This is a genomic window from Neisseria sp. P0021.S007 (genome assembly GCF_051956855.1).
Genome location: NZ_JBQCXA010001523.1, coordinates 1 through 467, shown reverse-complemented (window position 1 = coordinate 467; position 467 = coordinate 1). Strand labels below are relative to the sequence as shown.

The 467-nt window shown below is 46.9% G+C and carries 1 pseudogene; it reads right to left on the bottom strand.

The annotated features are described in order from the left end of the window. Nucleotides 1-189: 189 nt before the first annotated feature. Nucleotides 190-467, bottom strand: a pseudogene (locus tag ACTHUR_RS20065) (polyphosphate kinase 2); the annotation flags it as partial.

Here is a 467-nt window from a genome sequence, read left to right as displayed (position 1 = left end):
GTCTTTGTATTACAAAGCGCATCCTGCTGCTCGAGTGATGAAAAGCGATGTTTGGGCATTGAATTTGGACAGTTTGAAATTCACTGACAATAAATTGGTATTCGCACAAAAAACGTACTGGAATCGCGAGGATTAAGAAAAGGCCGTCTGAAAGATGAAATTTCAGACGGCCTTTGGTAATGTTACAAATTAATCGTGTCCGAGATCGACAGTTTTGTCTTTGTAACGTGTATCGGGAACCAAAACGATTTTCTCGTCCACTTTGCCGATGGCTTTCACGTCTTTGCCCGGATAGTCCAGCTGATGCAGGAAGTAGCGGATACAGTTCAAACGTGCACGTTTTTTGTCATCGGAACGGATGATGACCCAAGGCGCGTCGCCGGTGTGGGTGTGGAAGAACATGGCGTTTTTGGCTTCGGTGTAGTCGTCCCAGCGGTCGAGCGACTGGATATCCACAGGGGACAGTT